The organism is Pseudomonas sp. TMW22090, from assembly GCF_022496665.1.
GTDB lineage: Bacteria > Pseudomonadota > Gammaproteobacteria > Pseudomonadales > Pseudomonadaceae > Aquipseudomonas > Aquipseudomonas gregormendelii.
Window position 1 is genome coordinate 619289 of the sequence record NZ_SCFH01000003.1, and the last position, 24175, is coordinate 643463.

Sequence of the window (24175 nt, forward strand, 5' to 3'; positions counted from 1 at the left end):
AATGGAACAATTGGCTTTACCCCAATTCGATGCGGTTGCGCCCCGCATGTTTGGCCCGATAGAGCGCCTGGTCGGCTCTTTTTAACGCCGCGTCACTGTGCTCGCCAGGCCGGAAGGCGGTCATGCCCATCGAGAGGGTCACCGTTACCGGTTCGCCCTTGAAGTGAAAAGGGCAGGCTTCGATGGCTGCGCGCAATTTTTCGAGCAGACTGGCACCTGTCGCCGGTAAGGTCGCGGGCATCAGCAGGACAAATTCTTCGCCGCCGAATCGGGCAATGAAGTCCGAGCCGCGCAAGCGCTTGCGCAGGACGGTGGCAATGATCTTCAGGACCTTGTCGCCCGCCAGGTGGCCATAGTTGTCGTTGATCCGCTTGAAATGGTCGAGGTCGAGCATGGCCAGCAACAGGCTGTTTCCCTGTTGATGCCATTGGCTGATTTCCTGATCCAGGCGCTCGTTCCAGGCAGCGCGGTTGGGCAGGCCGGTCAGCGGATCGATCAGGGCTTTCTGGCGCTGTTCTTCAAGGTGTTCGCGAAAGCCCAGGGCTTCGTGTTCCATGTGGGCCACCCGATCAGCCAGGCCTTGCAGGCGACTCGCCACTTCCTGTTCACGTTCGTCACGCTGTTTCTGGAAATGGTCCAGGGTGCCCAGCAGGCCCTCCAGATGGTTCTCCAGGGCATGCTTGAGCCCGTCCAGGTCTGCGGCGTCCTGCATGCTGCTCTGCAAGCCATCGACCTGTTCGCGGATTTGCGAGTCCATCTCGCGCGCAGCAGACCGGTTGTCGGCATGCCCGTCGCTGGCCGCCCTCAGGTTGCTCTGGAAAGCCTCCAGGCGTTCGTTGAGCTGCTGCAGGTAGGTTTCGAATTCATGCTGGCCGCTACCGGTGATCGCCAGCATCAAGGTGGCCAGGTCGTCGAGGATCGGGATCAGCTCATACCAGTTCAATCCATTTTGCAGGCGCAGGCGCATGGCCTCGGCTTGCGGACGATGACGTTCGGGCAGTGTCAGGTCGTCAAGCAGGCCCAGTAACGTGTCTTCAATGTGCCTGGCCACCGAGCTGTAGGTGGGCTCTGGTGAGTCCGGAAGCGCGTAGAGCGTGTCTTGCTCGGGAGGTTGCGCATCGGCGACCGGAGTGTCGAGCGTGTCTGGAGAAGTGGGCACGTCTTCGACGGTGGGCGGTTCAGCGCTGGTCGGCGCAGACGTTTCGGTGGCAATTGCGGGTTGCTCAGGTTGCTCAGGCTCTTGTGGCGGCGGCGCTGGCGCAGGCTGTGCAGCATTTGATGCCGGTGCCGGTGCCGCTACTGGCACTGGCGCCGTAACCAGCGGGGGTTGCTGTTCAGTAGCTGCAGGTGGTTCCGGGGGGGGCTCGGCAGCGGGCGCCGCAATCACTGGTGCGCGTACTGGGGCCATCGCTGCTGGCACCTGCGCGGGAGCGGTGTCCTGCGCTTCACGGTTGCCAAAAAGGCGTTGCAACAAGCTTGGTCGTTCCGATTCCTCTGGGCTCTCAAGCCGACTTAGCGCTTTACCCTGCAGCCCGCTCAACTCGCTAAGCAGCAGCGGCATCTCGCGAGCCTGGCCAACCCGTGCATCCAGTTGCTTGGCAAACTGCTTGAGGGGGCGACTCACTTCTCGCGGCAGCGGCAGTGTTTGCAACTGCGCGACCAGTGCCGTCAGTGCGGCGCTGGTTTGATTGACCCGAGTCTCGCGGCGTTGCTCGGAATCGAGCACTGCTTTTTCCAGGCGCGGCAACAATGCGGCCAGGCCGGCGTCCATGTCATCGGTACGCACTACGTCGCGCATTTCCTTCATGCATTCATCGACCGTCCGATCGGTGCCCTCGGCCGCCAGCGTGCTGCGCACCAGCCCACGGCGCAGCAAGTCGAGCCGGGCGTCCCAGCGACGTTCGAGTTTTTCCTGATGTTCGATGCTTTGAAGGTATTTCTCTTTCCAGCGCTGTGCTTCGTCGCTCATTCAGGGGATCCGCTAGGGGGCAGGACTCAACGCGGGGAATGCATCAGCCGTGAGCGAACCCGGCAGACGAATCTCTACCGCGACCGGCAGGTGATCGGAAATGGGTTGTGCCAGGACCTCGACCTTTTCAAGGGTCAGGGTCGGGCTCAGCAGAATATGGTCCAGGCAGCGTTGTGGACGCCAGCTGGGGAAGGTCGCTTCCAGCTGCGGGGCGAGCAAGCCGAGATCGCGCAGCGGCGAATTCTGCAGCAGGTCGCTGGCGTGGGTGTTCATGTCGCCCATCAACACCTGGTGCTTGTAGCCGCCAATCAGTTCGCGGATGTAGGCCAGTTGCAGGCTACGCGTCCGCGCCCCGAGCGCCAGGTGCATCATCACCACGACGAGGGCCTCCGGGCCTTCGCCGAAACGCACCAGAATTGCCCCGCGACCCTTGGGCCCCGGCAGCGGATGATCTTCAATCGCCCAGGGGCGCAGGCGGCTGAGCACGCCATTACTGTGCTGGCCGAGGCGACCAAGATTGCGATTGAGCTGTTGGTACCAGTAGGGGAAGGCCCCGAGCTGGGCCAGGTGTTCGACCTGGTTGACATAGCCCGACCGGATGCTGCCACCATCGGCTTCCTGCAAAGCGACCAGATCGAAGTCACCCAGCAGGTCGCCGATCTTTTGCAGATTGGTGGCGCGCCCGGTGTGGGGTAGCAAATGCTGCCACCCCCGGGTCAGGTAGTGCCGATAACGCTCGGTACTGATGCCCACCTGGATATTAAAACTGAGTAGCCGCAGACGGCTGTCAGCGGGCAACCCGGTCGATTCCAGGTGATGTTCGTTGACCCGCGGATCATGCAGGCCAACCACTCGTTCAGTTCCCCAGCGGCGCATGGCAGGCCCCGCGCTTAGTTGGCAGCAGCCTTGTTAGCCGCTCGCTCTTGTTCGACCAGCTTATCGGCCAGTTGCAATGCTTGTTCGGCGCCGCCGGCAGAGCCGATGTCAAAACGGTACTTGCCATTGACGACCATGGTTGGCACGCCAGTAATTTCGTACTTCTTGGCGAGTTCGCGAGCCTGGGTGACCTGGCCCTTGATGGCGAAGGAGTTGAAAGTAGCGAGGAATTTATCCTTGTCGACACCTTGTGTTGCCAGGAACTCGGCCATTTCTTCCGGAGTTACCAGCTTCTTGTGTTCTTCCTGAATTGCCTTGAACACGGCGGCATGAACCTTGTGCTCGACACCCATCGATTCCAGGGTCAGGAACATTTGGCCGTGGGCGTCCCAAGGGCCGCCGAACATCGCCGGGATGCGCTTGAAGTTCACATCGGATGGCAATTTTTCAACCCAAGGGTTGATCACTGGCTCGAATTTGTAGCAATGCGGGCAGCCATACCAGAACAGCTCTACCACCTCGATCTTGCCGGGCACGGCGACCTGAACCGGGTTGCTCAGTTCGACATAGGGGGCGGCAGGTGCTTCGGCTGCCTGTGCAGTCATGCCGAACAGGCTGGCAGCGACGAGAGCGGCGCTGATGATCAGATTACGCATGCTTTACTCCTGGACAATTTTGGTCGCCTCGCGCGACCTGTATTCAGACAGGTCATGGCGGGCTTGAGTTCTGTAGTGTAACGGCAGCGGCCACAAAAAAGGGCGGCCAGAGCCACCCTTTTTATACTTGCTGCGACGGATTAATGGAGCGTTAACATTGCAGGAGATGTCCGTCCCCCTTGATGCTCCATGGACGGCCTTAGTGCAGGCCCTGAATGTAGCTCGACACCGCGGCGATATCTTCATCGCTCAGGCGTTTGGCAATGGTCTGCATGGTCTTGGTGTCGCCGTCGTTGGTGCGGCCGCCTTCTTCCTTACGGAAGTCGGTCAGTTGCTTGGCAATGTATTGAGCGTGCTGACCGCCCAGGTGCGGGAAGCCGGCAGCAGCGTTGCCGGCGCCGTTAGGCGAGTGGCAACCGGTGCAGGCCGGCAGGCCCTTGGCCAGGTCTCCACCACGGAACAAGGCTTCACCGCGAGACACGACTTTCGGGTCGGCGGCGCCAACGCTGCCTTTCTGGCTGGCAAAGTAGGCGGACATATCAGCCAGGTCCTGATCGCTCAGGTTGGTCAGCAGGCCGGTCATTTCCAGTACGACACGCTTGCCGGACTTGATGTCGTGCAACTGCTTGTTCAGATAACGTTCGCCCTGGCCTGCCAGTTTCGGAAAGTTAGGCGCCATGCTGTTGCCATCCGGGCCATGACAGGCGCCACATACTGCGGCTTTCGCCTGACCAGCAGTCGCATCACCTGCAGCATGGGCAATGCCGGAGATCCCCACGGTCAACAGCAGACTCACGATCAATTTGTTCATCAGCTAATCCAACTACGGCTAAGGGTTAAAGAGTTATGGACCGGGATCACTCGCTCATCCACTGGATGATGGCTTGGTAATCCTCGGCACTGCAGTCCATGCACAAACCACGCGGCGGCATCGCCTTGAAACCCTGGGTCACGTGTTGCACCAGCGTCTCCATACCTTTCGCCAACCTCGGCGTCCAAGCTGCCTGATCGCCCTTTCTGGGCGCCATGGGTAGTTGGCCGGAATGACAGGCACCACAAACACGGTTGTACACAGCTTCCGGATCCTGTGTAGCCTGAGCGCTGTAAAGCGGCATCAAGATACCGGCAGCTAGCAGCCATTTCGTCATAAAACGACCTTTTCAGGGTTGAGAGCGTGCTGCGTTCTGATGCGCAATCAAGGTCTATCGCTCTCGTGTTCTTCATCCTACGCTGGGACAAAGCGCACACAAAATCTGCGGCATTATATACTGGCGTCACTGAAACGGAAACGACACTGCTCGCCGCGTCCATTCCCGGCGCCGCCCACATCGGAAATCCCATGCAACTCAAGAACCCCATCCTCGGCCTGTGCCAACAGTCCACCTTCATGCTCAGCGCTGCCAAAGTCGATCAATGTCCCGACGACGAAGGCTTCGAAGTGGCGTTTGCCGGCCGTTCCAACGCCGGTAAATCCAGCGCGCTGAACACCCTGACGCATGCCAGCCTGGCGCGGACCTCGAAAACGCCCGGTCGCACGCAACTCTTGAACTTCTTCAAGCTAGACGATGATCGCCGTCTGGTCGACCTGCCGGGCTACGGTTATGCAAAAGTACCCATCCCGCTGAAGCTGCACTGGCAGCGTCACCTGGAAGCGTATCTGGGTGGTCGCGAGAGTTTGAAAGGTCTGATTCTGATGATGGACATCCGTCATCCAATGACCGATTTCGATCTGTTGATGCTCGACTGGGCTGTCGCCAGCGGCATGCCGATGCACATCCTGCTGACCAAGGCCGACAAACTGACCTACGGCGCGGCGAAAAACGTGCTGCTCAAAGTGCAGTCGGACATCCGTAAAGGCTGGGGCGACGCGATCTCGATCCAGCTATTTTCGGCGCCAAAGCGCCTGGGCCTGGAAGACGCCTACACTGTACTGGCGGGCTGGATGGAACTGGCAGACAAAGGTGCGCAAACGGCCGAGCAATAAATCGCACGCAAAAAAAACCCCGGACTTCTATGGGGAGGGGGAAGTTCCGGGGTTCAAGTTCCGGACCGCTAGGGCGGGGTCCAGATATCTGCCAACACTTAACACAACATAGGAGCATCGAAGGGCTTCACCAGCCATTCAGTAAATCTGAGTGGTGTTTTGGCGGTTTAGTTCAGATTATTTTCGAATGCGTTTGGAATAACCCCAAGAACATTGCGGTCTAACCCGCGAGGCCGCGACTAATTGCCGCGGTGCGGTTCCTGTGTAGAGAACTTGCTCCCGGCGATGGTCTAGCGATTCTGCGGGGCGCCAGATTATCTTCGGCGCCCTCAGGTTTTTCGCGAACGAGCTCGCTCCTGCAGTATGGGGTGAATCGGGACTCAGTGAGCCTCATCCCAGTTGTTACCCACACCTACTTCGACCAGCAGTGGCACGTCCAGTTTCGCGGCATTGCTCATGTGCGTACGGATTTCTTCGCGAACCTGATCCACGAGATCCTCACGCACCTCCAGCACCAATTCATCGTGGACCTGCAGGATGACTTTGGCATCCAGGCCGGACGCGGTCAGCCAGTTATCCACCGCCACCATGGCTTTTTTGATGATATCCGCCGCAGTGCCCTGCATGGGGGCGTTGATCGCTGTGCGTTCCGCGCCTTTGCGCAGGGCCGGGTTCTTCGCGTTGATGTCCGGCAGGTACAGGCGGCGGCCGAAGATGGTCTCGACATAACCTTGCTCGGCCGCCTGGGCACGGGTGCGCTCCATGTATTGCAATACGCCCGGGTAGCGCGCGAAATAACGGTCGATGTACGCCTGGGACTGCTTGCGATCTACGCCGATCTGTTTGGCCAGGCCAAACGCACTCATCCCGTAGATCAGGCCGAAGTTGATCGCTTTGGCGCTGCGGCGCTGGTCGGTGGTGACATCGGCCAACTCGACGCCAAACACTTCGGCGGCGGTGGCCCTGTGCACGTCCAGATCATTGCGGAAGGCATGCAACAATCCTTCATCCTTGGCCAGGTGCGCCATGATCCGCAGTTCAATTTGTGAATAGTCCGCCGCCAGCAGCTTGTAGCCCTTCGGCGCAACGAACGCCTGGCGAATTCGCCGGCCTTCGGCGGTGCGAATCGGGATGTTCTGCAGGTTCGGGTCGATCGACGACAGGCGTCCTGTGGCCGCCACGGCCTGCTGGTAGGACGTGTGGATGCGGCCGGTACGCGCATTGATTTGCTCTGGCAGCCGATCGGTATAGGTGCTTTTCAGTTTGCTCAGCGAGCGGTACTGCATCAGCACCTTGGGCAGCGGGTAATCCTGTTCGGCCAGCTCGGCCAGTACCGCTTCGGCTGTGGAGGCCTGACCCTTGGCGGTTTTGCTGAGGACTGGCAGACCCAGCTTTTCGTAAAGAATCACCCCCAGTTGCTTGGGTGAGCCCAGGTTGAACTCCTCACCGGCGATGGCAAACGCCTCGCGCTCAAGGGCGACGAGTTTTTCGCCGAGCTCAACGCTCTGGATGCCCAGCAGATTGGCGTCCACCAGCGCGCCCTGACGCTCGATGCGCGCCAGCACCGGCATCAGCGGCATTTCGATTTCGTCCAGGACCGTGCACAGGCTCGGTGTCGCTGCGAGTTTTTCCTGCAGGGCGAGGTGCAGGCGCAAGACCACATCGGCGTCTTCGGCGGCGTAGGGGCCGGCGAGTTCAAGGGAGATCTGGTCAAAAGTCAGCTGTTTGACGCCTTTGCCTGCGATCTCCTGAATGTCAGTCTTGCTCTGTCCCAGGTACTTCAGCGCCAGGCTGTCCATGTCATGGCGCGTTGCCGTCGAGTCCAGTACATAGGATTCGAGCATGGTGTCGTAGGCAATGCCCCGGACCATGATCCCGTTGCTCTGATCGCCACCAATGGCGCAGTTGGCCAGGATGTTGGTTTCGAACTTGGCGTGCTGGCCGACCTTGAGTTTGTGCGGATTCTCCAGCAGCGGCTTCAACGCCAGTAAAACACTGTCGCGATCCAGCTGTTCCGGGACGCCCATGTAGGAGTGGGTCAGGGGAATGTAGGCTGCTTCATTTGCGGCAACGGAGAAGGACAGGCCCACCAGTTGCGAGTGCTGCGCATCGCCGCCATTGGTTTCAGTAACAAACGCAATCAACGGAGCGTTGTTGAGCTTGTCCAGCCAGGCTTCGAAGCGTGCCTGGTCAAGGATGGTTTCGTATTGAGCTTCGACGGCGCCCGGCTGTTCCTGGGCAATTTCGACAATCTCCTGGCCCGAGCGCTTGGCCTCACGCTGGTTGTCTTCAAACCAGCTCTTGAATTCGAGCAGCGTGTAGAGCTCGGCGAGTTTGTCGTGGTCCGGCTGGCCCATTTGCAGGTCGTCGAGCCCGATGTCGAGAGGGACGTCGATCTTGATCGTGGCCAGGCGATAGGAGAGGAATGCCATTTCCTTGTGCTCTTCAAGCTTGGCCGGCAGGGTCTTGGCGCCGCGAATCGGCAAGGTCGGAACGATGTCGAGCTGCGCATAGAGCTCGGTTAACCCGCCATTCACGCCGACCAGCAGCCCGGAGGCGGTTTTGGGTCCAATGCCCGGGACGCCTGGAATGTTGTCGGAGGAGTCGCCCATCAAGGCCAGGTAATCAATGATCTGCTCGGGAGCGACGCCGAATTTCTCCTTCACGCCCTCTACGTCCAGCGCGCTACCGGTCATGGTGTTGACCAAGGTAATGTGGCCGTCGACCAGTTGCGCCATGTCCTTGTCGCCGGTAGAGATCACCACCGGACGGTCGGCCGCCGCACTGCTGCGGGCCAGGGTGCCAATCACGTCATCGGCCTCGACGCCGTCTACGCACAGCAACGGAAAGCCTAAAGCCTTCACGCTCTGGTGCAGCGGTTCGATTTGCACGCGCATGTCGTCGGGCATACTTGGGCGGTTGGCTTTGTATTCGGCGAACATCTCATCGCGGAACGTCCCGCCCTTGGCGTCGAACACCACGGCGAACGGGCTGTCCGGGTACTGCTTGCGCAGACTCTTGAGCATGTTCAACACGCCTTTGACCGCGCCGGTGGGCAGGCCTTTGGAAGTAGTCAGCGGCGGCAGCGCGTGAAAGGCGCGGTACAGGTAAGAAGAACCGTCCACCAGGACGAGGGGGGCTTGGCTCATGAGCAGGATCAACCTTTTCGGCGGGTCCGGCGCTAGAATAGCGGGACCGTTGACGACAAAGGGACAAGGTTATCATGCGCACACTAAATCGCCTGTTGCTGGCCGGCTTGTTTGCAATTACACCGTTGGCCGTCATGGCAGCGGACGATGCGCCATCCTCGGACCCGGATGTCACCATTCGCACGGAAGGCGACAAGGTCATTCAGGAGTACCGCCAAAATGGCTTCCTGTATGCGATCAAGGTCACGCCCAAGGGCGCGCCGCCGTATTTCCTGGTGCGCGCAGACGGGACCGATGCAAACTTCATCCGCTCGGATCAGCCAGATATGCTGATTCCGTCGTGGAAGATCTTCGAGTGGAAGTAGTTTCTTAATTTCAATTGGCGCTGGCTGATCCGGCGGCGCCCGTACTGGCAGTTAAAACATGTCTGTGTTCACCCCCCTGGCTCGGCCCGAGCTGGAAACCTTTCTCGCCCCATACGGGCTCGGCCGCCTGCTTGATTTCCAGGGGATCGCCGCCGGTAGCGAAAATACCAATTTCTTCATCAGCCTGGAGCAGGGCGAGTTCGTCCTGACCCTGGTTGAGCGTGGGCCGGTGCAGGAAATGCCGTTCTTCATTGAATTGCTGGACGTGCTGCACGCTGCCGACCTGCCAGTGCCCTATGCCTTGCGCACCACCGAGGGCGTGGCCCTGCGTGAGCTGGCCGGCAAACCTGCATTGTTGCAGCCGCGCCTGGCGGGCAAGCACATCAAGGAGGCCAACGCGCAGCATTGCGCTCAGGTCGGTGAGCTGCTCGGCCACCTTCACCTGGCCACCCAGGCCAACATGATCAAGCGCAAGACCGATCGCGGCCTGGACTGGATGCAGGAGGAGGGCACGCAGTTTCTTTCGCACCTGGATGCCGAGCAGAACGAGTTGCTGCAGCGCGCGCTGGACGAAATCAACCGGGAGAAGACGAAAATTCTGGCGCTGCCAAGGGCGAATATCCACGCCGACCTGTTTCGCGATAACGCGATGTTCGAAGGCACGCACCTGACCGGATTGATCGACTTCTACAACGCCTGTTCCGGGCCGATGCTGTACGACGTCGCGATCGCCTTGAATGACTGGTGTTCGGACGAAGACGGAACCATTGATGGGCCGCGGGCCCGGGCGCTATTGGGAGCTTATGCTGGCTTGCGTCCCTTCACTGCGGCGGAGGCCGAGTTGTGGCCCACCATGCTGCGGGTGGCGTGCGTGCGGTTCTGGCTGTCGCGGTTGATCGCGGCCGAGTCGTTTGCCGGCCAGGATGTGTTGATTCACGATCCGATGGAGTTTCAGCGCCGGCTGGCGCAGCGGCAGAAGGTGAGTACGCCGCTGCCGTTTGCCCTGTAACCCCATTATGTGCAGGAGCGCTTGCTCGCGAGGGTCGTCAACGATAACGCGGGGTGCCTGGCACCCCACATTGCTGCAGATTTCTTCGCGAGCAAGCTCGCTCCTACAGGGGGTGGTGTTGCTTACAGTGACTCCAGGCACCCCGCCAGATCATTGCCCAACTTCTCCAGCACCTGCTCATAGCCCTGGGCGGTCGCTGGCGTGTATCCGCCCAGCGCATCCAGCTCTGCCAGTTTAACGGGGAGGCCAGCCACCAGGGTTTCCGCGAGGCGCGGGCGTAGTGGAGGTTCGCTGAACACGCAGGTCTTGCCGACTTCCTGCAGTCGCGTGCGCATGGCGGCAACGTGCTGGGCACCCGGTTGCACTTCGGCGGCAACGCTGAACACACCCGCGTGCTTGAGGCCGTAAGCGTCCTCGAAGTAGTCGAAAGCCTCGTGGAACACGAAGTACGGTTTGTCGGCGATGGCTGCCAGGCGCTTTTTCAAACGCAGGTCCAGTGCATCCAGGCGCTCATCGAAGGCCTTGAGGTTGCTCTCGTAACGCGCAGCGTTGGCGGGGTCCGCAGCGCTGAGGTCGGCGGCCATTTTTGTGGCGATTACCCGGGCGTTGACCGGGGACAACCACAAATGCGCATCCAGGCTGCCCGGACGATGATCATGATCATGCTCGTCCGCTTCCTCGGCATGAGAATGACTGTCTTGGCCAAAATGGCGCAATTTCAGACCCGGCAGGTCCTGCACAGCGACGCTGGGCAGCGTGCGACCTTTCAGCACGCGAGGCAGAAAGCCTTCCATATCGGGGCCGATCCAGTAGACGAGATCGACGGCCTGCACCTTTCGTACATCGGATGGGCGCAGGGCATAATTGTGCGGAGAGGCGCCCGGCGGCAGCAGCACTTCCGGAATCGCCACGCCGTCCTGGACGGCTGCAGCGATCAGTTGCAGAGGCTTGATGCTGGTCAACACCCGCACCTCGGCATGGGCACTGGCCATCATGATCAAACTGGCGAGAAATGTAACAAAGAAAGAAAAAAGTCGGGACACAATGACCACTCGAAGAGGCGAGAAGGGGTAACATAATAACGTCTCTCACAAAACTCGTCGCCGCTCATGCCAAAAACACCGATAGCCAGCCGTCCCCATGACCACTCTCATTGCGTCCAAAGCGCTCTGTCGGAGGCTGACGCCCTGTGCGCGCGTCAAGGCCTGCGCCTGACAGCCTTGCGCCGTCGGGTGCTGGAACTGGTGTGGCAAAGCCACAAGCCGCTGGGGGCATACGACATTCTTGCGGTGCTCAGCGAACAGGACGGCCGACGAGCCGCGCCGCCTACCGTATACCGGGCCCTGGATTTCCTGCTGGAAAACGGCCTGGTGCACCGGATCTCGTCACTCAACGCTTTCATCGGCTGCAATCATCCCGAGCATGCGCATCAGGGCCAGTTCCTGATTTGCCGGGAGTGTCACGCAGCTATCGAGCTTGAACAGAAGTCCATCAGCGACGCGATCATCGACAGCGCCAGTGATGTCGGGTTTGTGGTTGAAGGCCAGACCGTTGAGGTCGTCGGGCTGTGCTCGGGTTGCCAGGGGGCTTGATGAGCAACGCGCTGATCCGTCTTGAGCAGGTTACCGTAACCTTCGCTGGGCAAAACGTCCTCGATAACATCGAACTTGGCGTCGAACCTGGGCAGATCGTTACCCTGATCGGTCCCAACGGTGCGGGTAAGACGACCTTGGTCCGGGCCGTTCTTGGTCTGTTGAAACCTGACAGTGGCAGTGTCTGGCGCAAGCCGAAGCTGCGGGTTGGCTACATGCCGCAAAAACTTCACGTCGACCCGACGCTGCCGCTCTCGGTGCTGCGTTTTCTGCGCCTGGTGCCGGGTGTAGACCGTGCCCGGGCCCTGGCTGCTTTGAAGGAAGTCGGTGCCGAGCAGGTGATCGACAGCCCGGTGCAAAGTGTTTCCGGCGGCGAGATGCAGCGTGTGCTGCTGGCCCGCGCGCTGTTGCGCGAACCTGAACTGCTGGTGCTTGATGAACCGGTACAGGGCGTGGACGTGGCGGGTCAAGCCGAGCTCTACAGCCTGATCACCCGCTTGCGCGACCGCCACGGCTGCGGCGTCCTGATGGTGTCTCACGACCTGCACCTGGTGATGAGCACGACCGATCAGGTGGTGTGCCTGAATCGACACGTGTGCTGTTCCGGGCACCCCGAGCAAGTCAGTGGCGATCCGGCGTTTGTCGAGTTGTTCGGCAAGAACGCGCAAAGCCTGGCGATCTACCACCACCACCATGACAATGCCCATGACCTGCATGGTTCGGTGGTCAGTACGGCCTCACCGGCCTCTACCCATGTTCATGGAGATAGCTGCAAGCATGGCTGATTTTCTGCTCTACGCCCTGCTTGCAGGCCTGGCCCTGGCGCTGGTGGCGGGGCCGCTGGGTTCGTTTGTGGTGTGGCGGCGCATGGCCTACTTTGGCGACACCCTGTCCCACGCCGCCCTGCTCGGGGTAGCCTTGGGTTTCCTGCTGGATGTCAGTCCTGCCATTGCCGTCACCGTGGGCTGTCTGTTGCTCGCGGTGCTGCTGGTGACCTTGCAGCAACGCCAACCACTGGCGTCGGACACGCTATTGGGGATTCTTGCACCAAGCACCCTCTCATTGGGCCTGGTGGTACTAAGCTTCATGCATGAAGTGCGGATAGACCTGATGGCCTATCTGTTTGGCGACCTGCTCGCCATCAGTCCCGGCGATCTGGCCTGGATTCTCGGCGGAAGTGCGGCGGTTCTTGTGGTGCTGTTGGCGATGTGGCGACCTTTGCTGGCGATCACTGTGCACGAGGAATTGGCCAAGGTTGAGGGGTTGCCGGTGGCATCTCTGCGCCTGACCTTGATGCTGCTGATTGCCGTTGTCATTGCGGTCGCGATGAAAATAGTCGGGGTGTTGCTGATCACTTCGCTGCTGATCATTCCGGCGGCGGCAGCGCAGCGTCACGCTCGCTCGCCGGAGCAGATGGCAGTGGGCGCGAGCCTGCTGGGCATGCTCGCCGTGTGTGGCGGCCTGGCGTTATCCTGGTTCAAGGACACTCCGGCGGGCCCGTCGATTGTGGTGACGGCGGCCGGGCTGTTTCTGCTGAGTTTTGTCCTGCCCCGTCGAGGGGTGTAGACTTGCTCGTTTTTTGCGCAAATAGAGAGTCGCAGGAATGAAGCCGTTCACCTCCCGTTATCTGCTCCTTGTCGCATTTTCCATGCTGCTGGGCGCTTGCCAAAGTACGCCACCGGCGACCCCCGAGGTCACTGATGCGCGACCTGCGGCTGTCGCGCAACTGGAACAAAGCCTCGCCAGCAGTGAGCTGGCGACTGCCGAAGGGCAACTGGCTGCCTTGCAGGCCGAGGCCCCGAATGACCAATCGCTCGAGCAGTACCAGCGTCAATTGGCCGAGGCTTATCTGCTGCGCAGCCGCATTGTGCTGCAAAAAGGTGATGTGAATGCTGCCGCCACGGCCCTCAGCCGGGCTCGGGCGCTGATGCCCAAGGCGCCCGCGCTGACCGGCGGGGTCAATAATGCCATCGTTAATGCACGCAAGGCCGAACTGGATAAAGCGGAAGCGGCGCTCATGGCGGCCGAAGCCAAGCCAGCAGCCAAAGTCATCGACCCCACGGCCGAAAGCACCACGGTGGCGCTAAACCTGACAGATATGGCCAAGTTGCGCCGCCAATTGGACGCGATCGCTGCCGATGTGGTGAATTACGAGTGCGCAGTGAGCATTCAAGCGCCGCGTACCCAGGATTATCCGTGGTTGGCGACTTTATTGACCAAGCGGGTGAAGAAGCTTGATTCGGAGTTTGATCTGAAGCTGAAGAAGCAGATTCTGCGCAATATTCCTGCGCAGATGGTTTTGATTCCGCGTAAACCTTAAAAGCATCGCGAGCAAGCTCGCTCCTACAGTGGTTAGCGCTGATCACAGCATGTGTGTTCAGCCGTTAACCCTGTGGGAGCAAGGCTTGCCCGCGATGGCATCCTTACTAACGCAACAAATATTAAGCCGGAACCGCCTTGGCTTTCGGCTCACGATCCCAGACCCGATGTTGCCCGATCGCTGCAATAAACGGTTTGAACAGCTTCGTATCCCCTCCCACGATCAATCCCGCATCCGCCTCTAGCTTGAGCACGTCCAGCAACTGCTTGGCTTCGCCGTGCAAAGCGATCGCCTTCAGATGCTTGTAGGCTTCCAGCACGTAATGCAGCGCCACCCCATCGGTGCTCAAGGCCTTGATCGAGGCTGCGCCACCGGGCACGAACACCGCGTCAAACGCCACTGACGGCAACCCTTCCATCGACGCATCCACCGGCAGTGTCTTGCCGTCAGCGGTCTTCACGGGTGCCGAAGTCGGCCCCAGCAGCTTGGCGTGCGCCCCTTCGGCTGCCAGCGCTTTTTTCAGCGCATCAATCGCTGCGCCATCGACACCGTTGGCCGCCAGAATCGCCACCTTGCGGCTTTTGATGTTGCCGGGCAGAAGGTTGGCCTGGCTGAGCGCGGGTGAGCGATCCAGCGAAGTCTTCGGCACATCGACCGTGCCGGCCTTGGGTGCCGGCAAACCGAGGTTAGCGGCTACGCGTGCGGCCAGTTCAAGATCAATGTTGGCGAGGATCTCGTTCACCTGACGGGCACGAATGAACTCACGTTCGACTTTGCCCAGCTCGAAGCTGTAGGCCGCAATGATGTGTTCCTGCTCGTGCTTGCTCATGCTGTGGAAGAACAGCCGCGCCTGGGAGAAGTGGTCGCTGAAGGACTCGCTGCGCTGGCGGATCTTGTTGGCGTCGATGCGCTCGGGATAGGACTCGAAACCACCGTCCTGTGCCGCTGGCGGCGTCTCTTTCGGCCAGCCGCCGTCGATGGAGTTAGGCTCGTAGGCCGCACGGCCCTTGTCGATCGTGGTGCGGTGCAGCGCGTCGCGCTGGCCGTTGTGGAACGGTGCGACCGGACGGTTGATCGGGATTTCGTGGAAGTTGGGGCCGCCAAGACGGCTGATCTGCGTGTCGGTGTAAGAAAACAGCCGGCCTTGCAGCAGCGGGTCATTGGAGAAATCGATGCCTGGCACGATGTGCCCCGGGCAGAACGCGACCTGTTCGGTTTCGGCGAAGAAGTTATCCGGGTTGCGGTTCAGCACCATTTTGCCCAGTGGCGTGATAGGCACGATTTCCTCGGGGATGATCTTGGTCGGGTCGAGAATGTCGAAGTCGAAGGAGTGTTCGTTTTCCTCTTCTACAATTTGCACGCCCAATTCCCATTCCGGGTAATCGCCCATCTCGATCGCTTCCCACAGATCTCGACGGTGGAAGTCGGTGTCTTTGCCGGCGAGCTTCTGTGCTTCATCCCAAACCAGCGAGCAGGTGCCGTTGGAAGGGCGCCAGTGGAATTTGACGAAGCGCGATTTGCCTTCGGCGTTGATCAGCCGGAAGGTGTGCACGCCAAAACCCTGCATGCTGCGCAGGCTCTTGGGAATCGCGCGGTCGGACATGGCCCAGATCACCATGTGCGCCGACTCCGGGACCAGCGAAACAAAGTCCCAGAAGGTATCGTGGGCAGAGCCGCCAGTAGGGATTTCGTTGTGGGGCTCAGGTTTCACGGCGTGGACGAAGTCGGGAAACTTGATTGCATCCTGGATGAAAAACACCGGCATGTTGTTGCCCACCAGATCGAAGTTGCCTTCGTCGGTGAAAAACTTCACGGCAAAACCGCGCACATCGCGCACGGTATCGCCCGAGCCGCGAGGGCCCTGCACCGTGGAGAAGCGGGTGAATACCGGGGTTTTCTTGCCCGGGTCCTGGAGGAAACCGGCCTTGGTCAATGCCGCATGGTTTTCGTAGGCCTGGAAGTATCCATGAGCACCGGTGCCGCGGGCGTGGACGATACGCTCGGGAATACGCTCGTGGTCAAAGTGCGTGATTTTTTCACGCATGATGAAGTCTTCAAGCAGCGAGGGCCCGCGCGCGCCGACCTTCAACGTGTTCTGATTGTCCGAAACCTTTACGCCCTGATTGGTGCGCAAAGCCTGGCCTGTGGCGTCGGAGCGAAATGTTTCCAGGCTGTCGAGCTTGGTATTGGTATTGCTGCGGTCCAGGGTATCGGTCCCGGCCAGTTCGCTTTTAGGTGTGGCAGGTTTCTTGGTACTCATCAGTCGTAAACTCCTCGTTGCGATCTCGTCCTAGCCGGACTTGTGAGCAATGTTCCAGGCACGGCACCTGGCGATTCTCGAGCTGCCTAATAAATGACTGGTGACTGTTTCAGCCGTTCCTTTTTTCTGACCTTTGATCGCGTTATTGCCAAATCGCTGGTTGAATGCGAAATAAATGCTAAGAACCTCTATACGGACAGGCTAAAATGCGCGCCCGGCTAACCGCTGATCCTTTTCCAACGCGCCCCACAAGGTTCGCTACGTGATCGAGTTTCAAAACGTCCACAAAACCTACCGCGTCGCCGGTAAGGAAATTCCCGCCCTGCACCCGACCAGTCTGACGATTGAGAACGGCCAGGTGTTTGGCCTGATCGGCCACTCCGGCGCGGGCAAAAGTACTCTGCTGCGCCTGATCAATCGGCTGGAGAATTCCACTGGCGGCAAGATCTTCGTCGACGGCGAAGAAGTCACTGCGCTCGACGCCAGCAGCCTGCGACGCTTCCGCCAACAGGTCGGGATGATTTTCCAGCACTTCAATCTGCTGGCCTCCAAGACCGTGGCCGATAACGTCGCGCTGCCCCTGACTCTGGCCGGCGAGCTGTCGCGCAGCGAGATCGACCAGCGCGTGGCCGAATTGCTGGCGCGGGTCGGGCTGTCCGATCACGCCAAAAAATACCCGGCTCAGTTGTCTGGTGGGCAGAAGCAGCGCGTTGGCATCGCCCGCGCCCTGGCCACCAAGCCGAAAATCCTGTTGTGCGACGAGGCCACCAGCGCCCTGGACCCGCAAACCACTGCGTCGGTCCTGCAGTTGCTGGCTGAGATCAATCGCGAGTTGAAGCTGACCATCGTGCTGATTACTCACGAAATGGACGTGATTCGTCGGGTCTGCGACCAGGTGGCGGTAATGGACGCTGGTGTGATCGTCGAGCAGGGCTCGGTTGCCGATGTGTTCCTGCATCCCAAGCACCCGACGACCAAGCGCTTTGTGCAGGAAGACGAGCAGATCGATGAAAGTGAACAACGCGACGACTTCGCCCATGTCCCAGGCCGCATCGTGCGTCTGACATTCCAGGGCGAAGCGACCTATGCGCCTTTACTGGGTACTGTCGCTCGCGAAACGGGTGTGGACTACAGCATCCTCGCCGGCCGCATCGACCGCATCAAAGACGTCCCTTATGGGCAACTCACTCTGGCCGTCACCGGTGGCGACATGGAGGCGGCATTTGCCCGCTTCACCGCGGCTGACGTTCACATGGAGGTGCTGCGCTAATGGAAGCCCTGACAAGTTTCTTCTCCAACATCGACTGGTTCGAAATCTGGCTGGCCACTGGCGACACGCTGCTGATGCTCGGCGGTTCGCTGCTGTTCACCGTGCTGTTGGGCCTGCCCCTGGGTGTGCTGCTGTTCCTGTGCAGCCCGCGTCAACTGCTCGAAGCCAAGGGGCTGTACGCCCTGCTGTCGCTGGTGGTGAATATCCTGCGTTCGCTGCCCTTCATCATCCTGTTGATCGTGATGATTCCTTTCACAGTGCTGATCACCGGCACCTCCCTGGGTGTAGGCGGTGCGATTCCGCCGCTGGTCGTGGGTGCCACGCCGTTTTTCGCGCGACTGGTGGAAACCGCCTTGCGTGAAGTGGATCGCGGCATCATCGAGGCGACCCAGGCCATGGGTGCGACCACTCGGCAGATCATCACCAATGCCCTTCTGCCGGAAGCCCGTCCGGGCATCTTCGCAGCGATTACAGTGACAGCGATTACACTGGTGTCCTACACGGCAATGGCCGGTGTCGTCGGCGCTGGCGGCCTGGGTGACCTGGCGATCCGTTTCGGCTATCAACGTTTCCAGACCGATGTGATGGTGGTGACTGTGGTGTTGCTGCTGGTGCTGGTCCAGGTGCTGCAAACCGTTGGTGACAAATTGGTTGTGCATTTTTCCCGCAAATAAATACTCTCGTCTTTTGCAAATGAGCCGGCCATTCGCTGGCAGGCGCCGCATAACTGGCGCCTCACATGGAGTTAGCTGAATGAAAAAACTACTTGTCGCATTCGCCGCCGTTGCTGCGTTCTCTGCCCAGGCGGACACCCTGACCGTTGCCGCCACGCCAGTCCCGCACGCAGAGATTCTCGAATTCATCAAGCCAGCCTTGGCCAAGGACGGCGTGGACCTGAAGGTCAAGGTCTTCACCGACTATGTCCAGCCCAACGTGCAAGTGGCCGAGAAGCGCCTGGACGCCAACTTCTTCCAGCACCAGCCATACCTGGATGAGTTCAACAAGGCCAAGGGCACCAACCTGGTCGCCATTGCCGGCGTGCACCTGGAACCACTGGGCGCCTATTCCAGCAAATACAAAACCCTGGCCGACTTGCCAGGCGGCGCCAACGTGGTAATCCCCAACGACGCCACCAATGGCGGTCGCGCCCTGTTGCTGCTGCAGAAGGCTGGGCTGATCAAGTTGAAGGATTCGAACAACATCCTGTCGAGCGTCAAGGACATCACCGAGAATTCCAAGGACCTGAAATTCCGCGAACTGGAAGCGGCGACCATCCCGCGCGTGCTGACCCAGGTCGACCTGGCGCTGATCAACACCAACTACGCGCTGGAGGCCAAGCTCGATCCGTCCAAGGACGCGCTGGTCATCGAAGGCAACGACTCGCCCTACGTGAACATTCTGGTGGCCCGTCCGGACGACAAGGACAGCGAAGACATGAAGAAACTGGTCGCGGCCCTGCACAGCCCGGAAGTCAAAGCTTTCATCCTGGAGAAGTACAAAGGCGCGGTATTGCCAGCGTTCTGATCTAGCGGCCAAAAGCAAAAGATCGCAGCCTTCGGCAGCGCCTGCACAAGCATCGGTATCGACCCGATTACGTAGGAGCTGGCGCAGGCTGCGATCTTTTTTTGTGCCTGAAAAAAACTATTGGCGTTTGAGCATCACCGGCAACTGCGCCACCAGCTTCACATTATTCAACGGCGCCCGAATAAACCCGCGCTGCGTCCCATCCGGGCCAATCACCGCCAGGTTGCCGCTGTGATCCACCGTGTAGTTCGGCTTGCTGGTATCTGCCGGGATGAACGGGATGCTCACCGCATTGGCGAATTTTTGCAGGTCGGCGATCGAGGTCGGCGTCAAGCCGATGAACTGCGGGTCGAAGTAGCCCAGGTACTGCTTGAGCTGCTTGGGCGTGTCGCGATTGGGGTCGACACTGACCAGGATGATCTGCAGCTTGTCCACCACGTCCGCCGGCAACTCACTCTTGATCTGGCGCAGTTGGGCGAGGGTGGTCGGGCAGATGTCCGGGCAGAAGGTGTAGCCGAAGAACAGCAGTGACCATTTGTCTTTCAACTCGTCGACCGCAACCGGCTTGCCATCCTGGTCGGTCATGGTCAGATCAGGCAGGTTGCGGCTTTGCGGCAGCAGGATAATGCCGGCGTCGATCAACTCCGTCGGGTCCCCCTGGCCTTTGCCAGACAGCACTTTATTGATGGTCAGGCCCAGCACAAGCGCGATCAGGGCGACGAGGATGAAGACAGTTTTCTGGGTTCGAGTCATAGGTTCAACAGTAAGTAGTGGTCTACGAGCAGCGCGATAAACAGCAGGAACAAGTACCAGATAGAGTACTTGAAGGTGTTGATCGCCGCGTGCGGCCGAGTGCCACGGTACAACACCACGGCCCATTGCAGGAACCTCGCGCCCAGGACGATCGCGCAGGCCAGGTAGAGCAGGCCGCTCATGTGGATCACGTAAGGCATCAGGCTGACGGCCAGCAACGCGAAGGTGTAAAGCAGGATGTGCACCTTGGTGTAGTGCTCGCCGTGGGTCACGGGCAGCATCGGGATGTCGGCCTTGGCGTATTCCTCCTTGCGGTGAATCGCCAGCGCCCAGAAGTGCGGCGGGGTCCAGGCGAATATGATCAGGACCAGCAGCAGCGGTTCGGCGCTGATATGGCCGGTCGCAGCGGTCCAGCCAAGCAGCGGAGGCGCGGCACCGGCCAATCCGCCGATGACGATGTTTTGTGGAGTCGCGCGCTTGAGGAAACCGGTGTAGACCACCGCGTAACCCAGCAGGGAGGCCAGGGTCAGCCAGGCGGTCAACGGGTTGGTGAACGTCAACAGCAGGGCCTGGCCGAGCACGGCCAGCACCAGGGCAAAGGTCAGCGCGGCGGCCGGTGAAACCCTTCCTTCGGCCAGGGGCCGTTTGTGGGTGCGGGCCATGACTGCATCAATGCGCCGATCCACCACATGGTTGACCGCCGCCGCGCCGCCGGCACACAACGCAATCCCCAGGTTACCGAAGATCAGCACCGTCCAGGGCACCCCGGCGCGGGTCGCGAGGAACATGCCGACCAGTGAGGTGATCAGCATCAGCACCACCACTTTCGGCTTGGTCAGCTCCAGATAATCACGCCAGATCGCCTGACTGTGACGTTCGCCGATCAGAGTCGCCATGGCATCTCTCCTTTTATTGTTATGGGCCCGGCTGAATGTTTACGCGGGCTGAACCGCCAGCGTGCAGGGAATTGCTGTTTGACCCGAACCAGGCTGGTTCGCGCGTGATAATTGACCAGCACCAACGTCAGCAGCAGTGCTGCGCCGCCGGCGTTATGCGCGACGGCCACCGGCAATGGCAGGTGGAACAGCACGTTGCTGATGCCCAGGGTGATCTGGGCGGCGAGCGCGACCAGCACCAGCCCCGCCAGCCGGGTCATGCCGACGACCTTGAGTTGCCACGCCAGGCCGAGCAATACAAGGGTTACCAGCAACGCGCCGATTCGGTGGGTCAGGTGAATCGCGGTGCGGGCATCGCTGTCCAGTTGTCCACCCAGGTAGTTCGGGCCGATGTGTTGTGTGAGGTGAAAGCCGTTGGCAAAATCAGCCGGCGGCAGCCATTGTCCGTGGCAGGTCGGGAAGTCGATGCAGGCTACGGCGGCATAGTTCGAACTGACCCAGCCTCCAAGGGCGATCTGCCCGATCACCAGCAGCAAACCAGCGGTTGCCCAGTGCTGCAGGCGTCGTGGCACGGTCAGTGCCGGCAAAACCCCGGACAGGCGCAAGGTCAGGAGAAACAACAGGCTCAAGGTGGCAAAGCCGCCGAGTAGATGCCCCGTGACCACTTGCGGCCAGAGCTTGAGCGTCACGGTCCACATGCCAAACGCGGCCTGGGCGATAACCACGGCCAACAAAAACAACGGCAACTTCACCGGTTGCCCCGGGTGCCGACGATGCACCCACGCACGGCCGGCCAGTACGGCAATCAGCAGCCCAAGGGTGCCGGCAAAGTACCGATGGATCATCTCGTTCCAGCCTTTGTGGGCTTCGACGGGCGTGTCGGGGAAATGCAATTCGGCATGGGCCAGCTGGGCCTCGCTTTTTGGCACGCTGATGAAGCCATAGCAGCCCGGCCAGTCCGGACAGCCAAGGCCGGCGTGGGTCAGGCGGGTATAGGCGCCGAGCAACACCACTATCAGTGCCAGCAGGGTGGCAAACAGCGCGAGGCGAAATCCAGGTTTGGCCATGACGATGCCCTTATCCGATGTTCGACAGTTTCAGCAGGTGGCGCAGGTCGTTGAGCAGGTCCTTGCCCTTGACGGTCGGGTCGTAGCGCAGCACCAGATTGCCGTGGGGGTCGATGATCCACAGCTGCGGCACGGCGTGGTCACCAGTGGTCTTGCTGAACGTGGTCAGGTCCATGGGATAACGTTGCAGTTGTGGGTATTCGCGGGCGAGCTTGGCTTCGTACTCGCTGTTGAGCGGCTGCGCGGCGGCCAGGGCGTGACTGGCCCGTGATGCATCGCGGGAGAGGCCGATCTGCACCTGGCGCGCCAGGTACACCAGCTGCTGGCAGTCAACCGAGCAGTCTTTGGGTGCAGTCACCAGTATTTGCCAGCGTTGCTCCTGAGCCTGCACGCCAAGGTCGGCGCGGGTCTGGCCATTGCCGATGAGTTCGCCGTGATAGCTGCGCCCCTCCGGCACCCAGAACTGCAGTTTGTACATGCCGGTGGCGAGGATCATCGGACCGATCACTCCAAGCAGAATCAGCAGCAGCTGCAAACGGCCTTTGCGCCGACTTGCCGGCGACTTCGCTTCAGACATGCTGGGTGGATTCATGGCCGCTCCCATGGTGTTTCTCCTTTGCGTTGTGCCAGCCGAGGTAGATGAACAGGCCGAGCAGGGCGATCGACATGGCGAACCACTGCACGGCATAAGCGATGTGTTTTTCTGGCCCCATGGCGACCACCGGCCAATCGGCCTGGTAGGTCCCGGGACCCGGTTCTGCACGTAATTCGTAAGGGAAACCATCACGCTCCAATGCTGCCCAGAGCTTCGCCGGCTCAACCGCTGTCACCAGTTGGGGCCAGGTGGTGGTGGCCGGGTCGGCGTGAAGCTGGAAAGTAGCGCCCGGAGCAACGTAGACCCAGGCGGTGAGGTTCAATACTTCGCCTGGCGTGGTGAATTGCGCGGGGATGCGCCGGTCCGGCCAGGGCAGCCAACCGCGATTGACCAGCAGCCATTGGCCGCTGGCTTGATCCTGAAACGGCTGCAGCAACTCGACCCCGACCTTGCCGTCCCGTTGGCGGTTATCCAGCAGCAGGCTGTGCGCGGCATCGAACTGGCCACGCAGCACGACCCGGCGGAAGGCAGGATCCTCAGTGTGCTGTAATGCAGTGCTGGCCATCGGTTGCGCCACCCGGCGCTCGGCATAACTGTTCAGCAGCGCGCTTTTTTCCGCGCCGCGATTCAGTTGCCAGAAACCGAGCGAGACCAGCAGTGGCAGCAACAAGGCCACCACCAAACTCGGCACGATACCTGGCCGGAAGCGCTTCATGACGTCGCCAGAATGTCGGTAGTCGCGATAGCTATACTCAAGTGCATCGCATTTCCCCTGGAGTCTCACCATGCTCAAAGCAGCCATCGTCCTGATGCTGATTGCCACGGTTGTCAGCCTGTTCAGCGGCCTGTTTTTTCTGGTCAAGGACGACAGCAGCTCGAACCGTCTCGTCATTGCCTTGAGTGTTCGTGTAGCCCTGGCCGCCATTACCGTCGGCTTGATCGCCTGGGGATTCTTCAGCGGCCAGCTGGTGTCTCACGCGCCTTGGTGATGCCTCACAGTACGTAGACGAAGACGAACAAACCGATCCACACCACGTCCACGAAGTGCCAGTACCAGCTCGCCGCTTCGAAGCCGAACTGATGCTCGTTGTCGAAGTGCCCGCGCATCACCCGCATCAGCATCACGAACAGGATTATCGTGCCCATGGTCACGTGGGCGCCGTGGAACCCGGTGAGCATGAAGAACGTCGCGCCGTAGATGCCCGAGCCCAGTGTCAGGCCCAGTTCCTTGTAAGCGTGGATGTATTCTTCAGCCTGGAAAAAGAGGAACGCGCAGCCCAGCAGCACGGTGATCGCCAGCCAGATTTTCAGCGCGCCGCGATGGCCCTTCTTCAAGGCGTGGTGGGCGATGGTGACGGTCACGCTGGAACTCACCAACAACACCGTATTGAGCAACGGCAGGCCCCATGGGCTGATGACGTCCTTGGGTGGCGGAAACAGTTTCGAGTCAGGGTTGTTCAGCAACGGCCAGACGAACTCAAAGTTGGGCCAGAGCATGTGAGCTATGCCTTTGGCGCCTTCTCCGCCGAGCGCGGGACCCGAGACTTGCCGTACATAGAACAGTGCTCCGAAGAAGGCGATGAAAAACATCACCTCCGAAAAGATGAACCAGCTCATGCCCCAACGAAATGAACGGTCCATCTGCGCGCTGTACAAGCCGCTGCGACTTTCCTTGATCACCGTACCGAACCAGCCGAACAGCATGTACGCCACCAGCAGGCCACCGACGAAAAAGATCAGCGGGCCGTGGGATTCCGGGCGCGCAGCTTTCAGGTCGTTGAACCAGGTGGCCAGGCCGAACACGGTGACGAACATGCCGACCGTGGCGATGATCGGCCACTTGCTCTGGGAAGGTACGTAATAGTGCTCATGAGTTGCCATTTATTGTTC

General features: G+C 60.3%; 25 protein-coding genes. 11 read left to right on the forward strand and 14 right to left on the reverse strand.

Going from position 1 to position 24175, the window contains the following annotated elements:
• Positions 1-16 precede the first annotated feature (16 nt).
• The 5 genes from EQV97_RS12115 to EQV97_RS12135 all read right to left on the reverse strand — a co-directional run bounded on the left by EQV97_RS12115 (position 17) and on the right by EQV97_RS12135 (position 4649).
• Positions 17-1969: a diguanylate cyclase gene (locus EQV97_RS12115; RefSeq protein ID WP_240888986.1), complete on the reverse strand. Its 1953-nt coding sequence runs from the start codon at positions 1967-1969 to the stop codon at positions 17-19.
• Positions 1970-1981: 12 nt separating this feature from the next.
• A complete protein-coding gene (locus tag EQV97_RS12120; RefSeq protein WP_045059120.1) occupies positions 1982-2845 on the reverse strand; it encodes an endonuclease/exonuclease/phosphatase family protein in 864 nt (287 codons plus the stop codon).
• Positions 2846-2859: 14 nt separating this feature from the next.
• Positions 2860-3501 (reverse strand): thiol:disulfide interchange protein DsbA/DsbL, encoded by a 642-nt coding sequence (locus EQV97_RS12125; protein WP_045059119.1) that lies wholly within the window; start codon positions 3499-3501, stop codon positions 2860-2862.
• Between the two features lie 199 nt (positions 3502-3700).
• Positions 3701-4312, reverse strand: coding sequence for a cytochrome c4 (locus EQV97_RS12130; protein WP_122840879.1), 612 nt, complete (start codon positions 4310-4312; stop codon positions 3701-3703).
• Positions 4313-4358: 46 nt separating this feature from the next.
• Positions 4359-4649, reverse strand: coding sequence for a c-type cytochrome (locus EQV97_RS12135; protein ID WP_045059117.1), 291 nt, complete (start codon positions 4647-4649; stop codon positions 4359-4361).
• Positions 4650-4840: 191 nt separating this feature from the next.
• Here EQV97_RS12135 and yihA point away from each other — a divergent pair, with 191 nt between their 5' ends.
• Positions 4841-5485 (forward strand): ribosome biogenesis GTP-binding protein YihA/YsxC, encoded by a 645-nt coding sequence (gene yihA, locus EQV97_RS12140; protein WP_045059116.1) that lies wholly within the window; start codon positions 4841-4843, stop codon positions 5483-5485.
• 380 nt (positions 5486-5865) lie between these two features.
• Here yihA and polA read toward each other — a convergent pair whose 3' ends face one another.
• Positions 5866-8634 (reverse strand): DNA polymerase I, encoded by a 2769-nt coding sequence (polA, locus tag EQV97_RS12145; protein ID WP_122840878.1) that lies wholly within the window; start codon positions 8632-8634, stop codon positions 5866-5868.
• Positions 8635-8708: 74 nt separating this feature from the next.
• Here polA and EQV97_RS12150 point away from each other — a divergent pair, with 74 nt between their 5' ends.
• Positions 8709-8999 (forward strand): DUF2782 domain-containing protein, encoded by a 291-nt coding sequence (locus EQV97_RS12150; RefSeq protein WP_045059114.1) that lies wholly within the window; start codon positions 8709-8711, stop codon positions 8997-8999.
• A 58-nt stretch (positions 9000-9057) separates the two neighbouring features.
• Positions 9058-10008, forward strand: coding sequence for a homoserine kinase (locus EQV97_RS12155; protein ID WP_240888987.1), 951 nt, complete (start codon positions 9058-9060; stop codon positions 10006-10008).
• A 122-nt stretch (positions 10009-10130) separates the two neighbouring features.
• Here EQV97_RS12155 and znuA read toward each other — a convergent pair whose 3' ends face one another.
• Positions 10131-11051 carry a zinc ABC transporter substrate-binding protein ZnuA gene (gene znuA / locus EQV97_RS12160; RefSeq protein WP_240888988.1) on the reverse strand — a complete coding sequence of 307 codons (921 nt, stop codon included), beginning with the start codon at positions 11049-11051 and terminating at the stop codon, positions 10131-10133.
• A 66-nt stretch (positions 11052-11117) separates the two neighbouring features.
• Between znuA and zur the strand changes: the two genes are divergently transcribed.
• From zur to EQV97_RS12180, 4 genes are read left to right on the forward strand one after another with little or no spacing between them, the layout of a single operon-like run.
• A complete protein-coding gene (gene zur, locus EQV97_RS12165; protein ID WP_240888989.1) occupies positions 11118-11600 on the forward strand; it encodes a zinc uptake transcriptional repressor Zur in 483 nt (160 codons plus the stop codon).
• The gene (znuC, locus tag EQV97_RS12170) at positions 11600-12385 is read left to right on the forward strand and encodes a zinc ABC transporter ATP-binding protein ZnuC (protein WP_240888990.1); all 786 of its coding nucleotides are present in this window, start codon (positions 11600-11602) and stop codon (positions 12383-12385) included. Before zur ends, znuC begins: the two co-directional genes overlap by 1 nt.
• Positions 12378-13166, forward strand: coding sequence for a zinc ABC transporter permease subunit ZnuB (gene znuB, locus EQV97_RS12175; RefSeq protein ID WP_122840874.1), 789 nt, complete (start codon positions 12378-12380; stop codon positions 13164-13166). The genes znuC and znuB overlap by 8 nt, the downstream gene beginning before the upstream one ends.
• Positions 13167-13203: 37 nt before the next feature.
• A complete protein-coding gene (locus EQV97_RS12180; protein WP_240888991.1) occupies positions 13204-13920 on the forward strand; it encodes a PA5502 family lipoprotein in 717 nt (238 codons plus the stop codon).
• A 121-nt stretch (positions 13921-14041) separates the two neighbouring features.
• Here the strand turns inward: EQV97_RS12180 and katE are convergent, their stop codons facing one another.
• Positions 14042-16180 carry a catalase HPII gene (katE, locus tag EQV97_RS12185; RefSeq protein WP_240888992.1) on the reverse strand — a complete coding sequence of 713 codons (2139 nt, stop codon included), beginning with the start codon at positions 16178-16180 and terminating at the stop codon, positions 14042-14044.
• Positions 16181-16442: 262 nt separating this feature from the next.
• Here katE and EQV97_RS12190 point away from each other — a divergent pair, with 262 nt between their 5' ends.
• From EQV97_RS12190 to EQV97_RS12200, 3 genes are all read left to right on the forward strand, one after another.
• A complete protein-coding gene (locus tag EQV97_RS12190) occupies positions 16443-17450 on the forward strand; it encodes a methionine ABC transporter ATP-binding protein (RefSeq protein ID WP_225568965.1) in 1008 nt (335 codons plus the stop codon).
• On the forward strand, positions 17450-18124 hold the full coding sequence (locus EQV97_RS12195; RefSeq protein WP_045059106.1) for a methionine ABC transporter permease: 675 nt from the start codon (positions 17450-17452) through the stop codon (positions 18122-18124). Before EQV97_RS12190 ends, EQV97_RS12195 begins: the two co-directional genes overlap by 1 nt.
• Before the next feature lie 79 nt (positions 18125-18203).
• Positions 18204-18974 (forward strand): MetQ/NlpA family ABC transporter substrate-binding protein, encoded by a 771-nt coding sequence (locus EQV97_RS12200; RefSeq protein ID WP_225568966.1) that lies wholly within the window; start codon positions 18204-18206, stop codon positions 18972-18974.
• 117 nt (positions 18975-19091) lie between these two features.
• Here the strand turns inward: EQV97_RS12200 and EQV97_RS12205 are convergent, their stop codons facing one another.
• From EQV97_RS12205 to EQV97_RS12225, 5 genes are read right to left on the reverse strand one after another with little or no spacing between them, the layout of a single operon-like run.
• Complete coding sequence (locus EQV97_RS12205) at positions 19092-19727, reverse strand: SCO family protein (protein WP_240888993.1); 636 nt, start codon at positions 19725-19727, stop codon at positions 19092-19094.
• The gene (cyoE, locus tag EQV97_RS12210) at positions 19724-20623 is read right to left on the reverse strand and encodes a heme o synthase (RefSeq protein WP_240888994.1); all 900 of its coding nucleotides are present in this window, start codon (positions 20621-20623) and stop codon (positions 19724-19726) included. Before cyoE ends, EQV97_RS12205 begins: the two co-directional genes overlap by 4 nt.
• Positions 20611-21690, reverse strand: coding sequence for a COX15/CtaA family protein (locus EQV97_RS12215; RefSeq protein WP_045059102.1), 1080 nt, complete (start codon positions 21688-21690; stop codon positions 20611-20613). Before EQV97_RS12215 ends, cyoE begins: the two co-directional genes overlap by 13 nt.
• Positions 21691-21700: 10 nt before the next feature.
• Positions 21701-22294, reverse strand: coding sequence for a hypothetical protein (locus EQV97_RS12220; protein WP_122841276.1), 594 nt, complete (start codon positions 22292-22294; stop codon positions 21701-21703).
• Positions 22260-23000: an SURF1 family protein gene (locus EQV97_RS12225; RefSeq protein ID WP_122840867.1), complete on the reverse strand. Its 741-nt coding sequence runs from the start codon at positions 22998-23000 to the stop codon at positions 22260-22262. Before EQV97_RS12225 ends, EQV97_RS12220 begins: the two co-directional genes overlap by 35 nt.
• A 70-nt stretch (positions 23001-23070) precedes the next feature.
• On the opposite strand from EQV97_RS12225, the gene EQV97_RS12230 reads away from it, so the two are divergent.
• Positions 23071-23274, forward strand: coding sequence for a twin transmembrane helix small protein (locus tag EQV97_RS12230; protein ID WP_008064738.1), 204 nt, complete (start codon positions 23071-23073; stop codon positions 23272-23274).
• A 4-nt stretch (positions 23275-23278) separates the two neighbouring features.
• Here EQV97_RS12230 and EQV97_RS12235 read toward each other — a convergent pair whose 3' ends face one another.
• Positions 23279-24166, reverse strand: coding sequence for a cytochrome c oxidase subunit 3 (locus EQV97_RS12235; RefSeq protein ID WP_122840866.1), 888 nt, complete (start codon positions 24164-24166; stop codon positions 23279-23281).
• Between the last annotated feature and the right edge of the window lie 9 nt (positions 24167-24175).

Excerpts from the sequence above, each read along its gene's own strand:
- EQV97_RS12215 (WP_045059102.1), bottom strand. The coding sequence starts at position 21,690 with ATGGCCAAACCTGGATTTCGCCTCGCGCTGTTTGCCACCCTGCTGGCA.
- zur (WP_240888989.1), top strand. The coding sequence starts at position 11,118 with ATGCCAAAAACACCGATAGCCAGCCGTCCCCATGACCACTCTCATTGC.
- EQV97_RS12130 (WP_122840879.1), bottom strand. The coding sequence starts at position 4,312 with ATGAACAAATTGATCGTGAGTCTGCTGTTGACCGTGGGGATCTCCGGC.
- katE (WP_240888992.1), bottom strand. The coding sequence starts at position 16,180 with ATGAGTACCAAGAAACCTGCCACACCTAAAAGCGAACTGGCCGGGACC.
- yihA (WP_045059116.1), top strand. The coding sequence starts at position 4,841 with ATGCAACTCAAGAACCCCATCCTCGGCCTGTGCCAACAGTCCACCTTC.
- EQV97_RS12230 (WP_008064738.1), top strand. The coding sequence starts at position 23,071 with ATGCTCAAAGCAGCCATCGTCCTGATGCTGATTGCCACGGTTGTCAGC.
- EQV97_RS12235 (WP_122840866.1), bottom strand. The coding sequence starts at position 24,166 with ATGGCAACTCATGAGCACTATTACGTACCTTCCCAGAGCAAGTGGCCG.
- EQV97_RS12180 (WP_240888991.1), top strand. The coding sequence starts at position 13,204 with ATGAAGCCGTTCACCTCCCGTTATCTGCTCCTTGTCGCATTTTCCATG.
- EQV97_RS12125 (WP_045059119.1), bottom strand. The coding sequence starts at position 3,501 with ATGCGTAATCTGATCATCAGCGCCGCTCTCGTCGCTGCCAGCCTGTTC.
- EQV97_RS12225 (WP_122840867.1), bottom strand. The coding sequence starts at position 23,000 with ATGAAGCGCTTCCGGCCAGGTATCGTGCCGAGTTTGGTGGTGGCCTTG.
- polA (WP_122840878.1), bottom strand. The coding sequence starts at position 8,634 with ATGAGCCAAGCCCCCCTCGTCCTGGTGGACGGTTCTTCTTACCTGTAC.
- cyoE (WP_240888994.1), bottom strand. The coding sequence starts at position 20,623 with ATGGCGACTCTGATCGGCGAACGTCACAGTCAGGCGATCTGGCGTGAT.
- EQV97_RS12195 (WP_045059106.1), top strand. The coding sequence starts at position 17,450 with ATGGAAGCCCTGACAAGTTTCTTCTCCAACATCGACTGGTTCGAAATC.
- EQV97_RS12120 (WP_045059120.1), bottom strand. The coding sequence starts at position 2,845 with ATGCGCCGCTGGGGAACTGAACGAGTGGTTGGCCTGCATGATCCGCGG.
- EQV97_RS12135 (WP_045059117.1), bottom strand. The coding sequence starts at position 4,649 with ATGACGAAATGGCTGCTAGCTGCCGGTATCTTGATGCCGCTTTACAGC.
- znuC (WP_240888990.1), top strand. The coding sequence starts at position 11,600 with ATGAGCAACGCGCTGATCCGTCTTGAGCAGGTTACCGTAACCTTCGCT.
- EQV97_RS12150 (WP_045059114.1), top strand. The coding sequence starts at position 8,709 with ATGCGCACACTAAATCGCCTGTTGCTGGCCGGCTTGTTTGCAATTACA.
- EQV97_RS12115 (WP_240888986.1), bottom strand. The coding sequence starts at position 1,969 with ATGAGCGACGAAGCACAGCGCTGGAAAGAGAAATACCTTCAAAGCATC.
- EQV97_RS12200 (WP_225568966.1), top strand. The coding sequence starts at position 18,204 with ATGAAAAAACTACTTGTCGCATTCGCCGCCGTTGCTGCGTTCTCTGCC.
- EQV97_RS12155 (WP_240888987.1), top strand. The coding sequence starts at position 9,058 with ATGTCTGTGTTCACCCCCCTGGCTCGGCCCGAGCTGGAAACCTTTCTC.
- EQV97_RS12220 (WP_122841276.1), bottom strand. The coding sequence starts at position 22,294 with ATGGGAGCGGCCATGAATCCACCCAGCATGTCTGAAGCGAAGTCGCCG.
- EQV97_RS12205 (WP_240888993.1), bottom strand. The coding sequence starts at position 19,727 with ATGACTCGAACCCAGAAAACTGTCTTCATCCTCGTCGCCCTGATCGCG.
- znuB (WP_122840874.1), top strand. The coding sequence starts at position 12,378 with ATGGCTGATTTTCTGCTCTACGCCCTGCTTGCAGGCCTGGCCCTGGCG.